The organism is Nocardiopsis protaetiae, from assembly GCF_045446735.1.
Taxonomy (GTDB): domain Bacteria; phylum Actinomycetota; class Actinomycetes; order Streptosporangiales; family Streptosporangiaceae; genus Nocardiopsis; species Nocardiopsis protaetiae.
Map to the genome: position 1 here is coordinate 1 of NZ_JBJJBV010000400.1, position 4452 is coordinate 4452.

Consider the following 4452-nt stretch of genomic DNA (forward strand, 5'->3'; position numbering starts at 1 on the left):
CGCCTCACCCGTCTGCGCCGTTCACCCCGTGGTCGGGCCCGGGACCGACCGCCCACGCCTGGAGACGATCACCGCGGCGGCGACCGCCGCCAGCCCGACGGCGGCCAGCAGCGCCTCGGGGCCCGCGCCCAGGCGGGTGGCGACCGTGGGCCCGGCGGCGGCGGTGAGTTCGGTGATGTGGATGTCGGCCTCGGCCTCCGGCGACCGGTACGCGACCGTCCCGTCGGGGTTCACCACCGCGCTGATGCCGCTGGTGGACACCACCACGGCGGGGCGGCCGTGCTCGACGGCGCGCAGCCGGGTGATGGCGAGCTGCTGGTCGGACTGGCCGGTGAAGTTGTAGTTGGCGTTGTTGGTGGGGATGACGATGATCCCGCCGCCCGCGGCCACGGACTCGCGCACCGGCGCGTCGAAGGCCACGTCGAAGCAGATGCCCACGGCCAGGGTGGTGCCGCCGATCTCCAGGGCGCCGGGCTCGGTGCCGGGGATGGCGTCGGAGCTGACCTGCTCCAGGCGCTGCACGAACCGGGTGAAGAAGTCGCGGTAGGGGATGTACTCGCCGAAGGGCACCAGGAAGCGCTTGTCGTACATCTGCCCCGGCCCGGTCTCGGGGTCCCACACCACGCTGGTCACGTGCCGGGTGCCGTCGTCGTTGAACCGGCTCATGCCCCACAGCGCGGGCACCCCGACGTCGGCCGCGGCCTCGTCGATGATCTCGCGGGCGGCCGGGTCGCGGAACGGGTCGATGTCGGTGGCGTTCTCCGGCAGCAGGACGAGGTCCAGCTCGATGTTCTCCTCGCGGGCGCGGGCGGCCAGCTCGTGCACGCCCTCGGCGTGGTTGCGCAGCACCTGCTCGCGCTCGCCCGCGATGGACATCTCGCCGACGTTGGGCACGTTGCCCTGCACCATGCCCAGGGTGACGGTCTCCCCGGCCGGGGGGCGCCCGACGGCGGGGGCGAGGGTGCCGCAGAGCACGACCGCGGCGGCCGCAGCCAGCGCGAGGGCGGCGGCGGGCAGGCCGGGGCGCACCCCGCGGGAGGCGACGCCCAGGACGGCCCACAGCACGAGGCCGCCGGTGAGGGCGACGGCGAAGGTCACCAGGGCGGAGGAGCCCAGGGCGGCGTACCCGGCGAAGGGCGTGTCGGGCTGGGCGAAGGCGAGCTTGCCCCAGGGGAACCCGCCCAGCGGCCAGCGGGCGCGCACGGCCTCCTGGGCGACCCACAGGGCGGCGGTCCACACCGGCCAGCCGGGCAGCCGGGCGGCCAGCGCGATGCCCATGGCCATGGGCAGGTAGTAGACGGTCTCTGCGGCGGCGATGAGCAGCCACACGTCGACGCCGAACACGTCCTGCCACTGCACGAGCGGGACCATGAGCGTGGCGCCGGCCAGGGCGCCCAGCCAGGCGGCGCGGCGCATTCGGGTCCCGGCGACGGCGACCAGGAGCAGGGCGGCGCTCAGCGGACCCAGCCACCACAGTCCGTAGGGCGGCAGCGCGAACAGCTGGGCCAGGCCCGAGCCGACGGCGGCGAGGAAGCGCCACAGGAGGTCGTACCGTCCCCAGCGGTGACCGAGGGGGAGAACGGTGGCCGCGCGGCCCGTCACCGGCGCCGGGGGCGCCTGGGGGCCGGCCGCGGGGGCCTCGCCCCGCTCCGTGTGTTCGGTGACCACGTGGGGTCTCGCTTTCCGCAGGTGTGGTGAGGGTGTGCGGTCAGCATATTGGGGGGACGCGGAAAAGGCCCGAGCCACCCTTCGGACCGGCTCCGTCCCGTCGGCGGCGAGCTCGGAAGACCGTTGTCTACTGGATGTTCGGGCCTTTTCCGGGTCCAACCCCCCGCCCGGTCGCGCTACTTCCGCCCCTCACCCGATCCCGGCTGCACCTGGCGCGTGATGCAGCGTCCGATCGGACGAGTGGGGGCCGCACAACCGGTCCGTCCAGTGCTGGACTGGTCGTTAGGTTACCCAGACTCCCCAACCGGATGCCTCAACCCGGCCGCCGTGTCGTGGCGGCCCCGCCGAGTGTCCGTAGGGAGGGAAGTGGTGAACCGTCGGACAGGCTAACGCACCTGGGGCCGCCATGCCAGTTGAGCACTCCGGGTTTCAGTCTGACCACAATCAGATCGAGCCCGATCCAACTCTGGACTTTTCGATCAACTTCCTGTCTCATATGATCAGAAAAGCAGTCCGGTTCGATCAACCCGAGCGCGAACCGGCCTCGGTGACCCGGGTCTTCGGCCACGAGATCCCTGTCACCCCCGACCCGATGCAGCGGAGCACAGACATGGCGGAGATCGTCCTCGAAGGCGTCGACAAGATCTACGGCGGCGGCGTCAAAGCCGTCGACGACCTGAACCTGCGGATCGAGGACGGCGAGTTCATGGTGCTCGTCGGCCCGTCCGGCTGCGGCAAGTCCACCGCGCTGCGCATGATCGCGGGCCTGGAGGAGATCTCCGCCGGCACCCTGGTCATCGGCGAGGAGATCGTCAACGACCGTCCGCCCAAGGACCGCGACATCGCGATGGTCTTCCAGAACTACGCGCTCTACCCGCACATGACCGTCGAGCAGAACCTCGCCTTCGGCCTCAAGCTGCGCAAGGTCCCCAAGCCCGAGATCGCCCGCCGCGTGCAGGAGGCGGCCGAGATGCTGGGACTGGAGCCCTACCTCAAGCGCAAGCCCGGCGCCCTCTCCGGCGGCCAGCGCCAGCGTGTGGCCATGGGCCGCGCCATCGTCCGCGAGCCGCAGGCCTTCCTCATGGACGAGCCGCTGTCCAACCTGGACGCCAAGCTCCGCGTCCAGATGCGCGCCTCCCTCAACCAGCTGCACGAGCGCCTGGGCGTCACCACCGTCTACGTCACCCACGACCAGGTCGAGGCCATGACCCTGGGCGACCGGGTCGCGGTGCTGCGCGACGGCCGCCTCCAGCAGGTGGACACCCCCAAGCGCCTGTTCGACTCCCCGGTCAACCTGTTCGTCGCCGGGTTCATCGGCTCCCCCGCCATGAACTTCGTGGACGCCTCGCTGACCGCGGAGGGCACCGGCGCGGTGCTGAAGTTCGCCGAGCACACCCTGCCCGTGCCGGCCTCCGTCCTGGACGCGCGCCCCAACCTGCGCGACTACCTGGGCCGCGACATCATCCTGGGCATCCGCCCCTCGGACTTCAGCGACGCCGAGTTCGACGGCAACGGCGACCCGCGCATCGAGGTCACCGCGGACGTCACCGAGGAGCTGGGCACCGAGATCAACGTGATCTTCACGGTGGACGCCCCGCCGGTGCGCCACGAGGACGCCGCCGCCCTGGCCAAGGACGCCGCGGGCGACGACACCGAGAGCGCCGAGGCCGCGCTGCCGCTGGGCGCCAACCGCTCGCTGTTCACCGCCCGGGTGAGCCCGCGCAGCCAGGTCCGCCCGGGCAGCTCGATCACGCTCGCCGTGGACGTCAGCCAGCTGCACTTCTTCGACCAGGAGAGCGGCCTGGCCATCGGCCACCCGGACAACGTCTGACCGAACGCCCGACCACAGGCGTAGACGGGGGTGCCGACTCCCGAGGCGCCCGGGCGGTCCCTCGCCACTGCCGCCCGGCGCCTGGCATCCCCTCCCCTGCGGCGCCCCGCTTCCGAGCGGGGCGCCGCCTTTTCGTGCGGGTTCGCCCGCACCGGTACCGCGTCCCCCTCGCGGATAGGGTCGGTCCGAATCCCGGGGTGGGCGGGCCGCCACCGTCCCGGCCTGCGGACCTCACCTTCAGGCAAGGTTCGTATCACCGGCAGGTGAGTCGTTTCTTTCTTGACCGTCCGACACGGCGCGCCGAACGATGTGAGGGTGCGCAACCGAGCCCCCGGAGTCGCCCTCGTCCGCGAACCCTCGTCCGTCGTGGACACCCTGCACGGCCGCCCCGTGCCCGACCCCTACCGCTGGCTGGAGTCCGCCGACGACCCGCGGACGCTGCGGTGGCTGGAGGAGCGGGCCCGCGACCACGCCCGCGAGGCCGCCGGGTGGACGCTGCGCGACCGGCTCGCCGCACGCATCCGCTTCCACCTGAACGCCGACCTGTGGTCGGCGCCGGTGCACCGCCCCGGGCTCGTCCTGGCCACCGTGCGCCCGGCCGGGGCCGAGCACCCGCGCCTGGTCGCCTTCGAGGACGCCCGCACCGACCTCCTCGACGAGGCCCCTCCGGCCCCCTCCCCCGCCGCGGTCCGCGCCGACCGGGCCCGGGTGGTCTACGATCCGGCGGCCGCCGACCCCACCGGCCGCACCACCCTGGACGCCTGGGAGCCCGACCCCACCGGGCGCCTGGTCGCGGTGCAGACCTCCACCGGCGGGGTGGAGCGGGGGGTCCTCCAGGTGCTGCGCACCGCCGACGGCCGACCGGTCGGCCCGCCGGTACGCGGGGTCCGCTACTCGCACGTGGCGTGGACGCCCAAGGGCCCGCCCGCGGTCTACTACGTGCGCCGCGACGA

General features: G+C 73.1%; 2 protein-coding genes and 1 pseudogene. 2 read left to right on the forward strand and 1 reads right to left on the reverse strand.

The features are described from left to right. Positions 1-21: 21 nt before the first annotated feature. Complete coding sequence (gene lnt / locus ACJOT3_RS32755; protein WP_406977009.1) at positions 22-1668, reverse strand: apolipoprotein N-acyltransferase; 1647 nt, start codon at positions 1666-1668, stop codon at positions 22-24. 610 nt (positions 1669-2278) lie between these two features. Between lnt and ACJOT3_RS32760 the strand changes: the two genes are divergently transcribed. Beyond that, a complete protein-coding gene (locus ACJOT3_RS32760) occupies positions 2279-3499 on the forward strand; it encodes an ABC transporter ATP-binding protein (protein ID WP_406977010.1) in 1221 nt (406 codons plus the stop codon). A 315-nt stretch (positions 3500-3814) separates the two neighbouring features. Then, positions 3815-4452 (forward strand): annotated as a pseudogene (locus ACJOT3_RS32765) (prolyl oligopeptidase family serine peptidase); the annotation flags it as partial.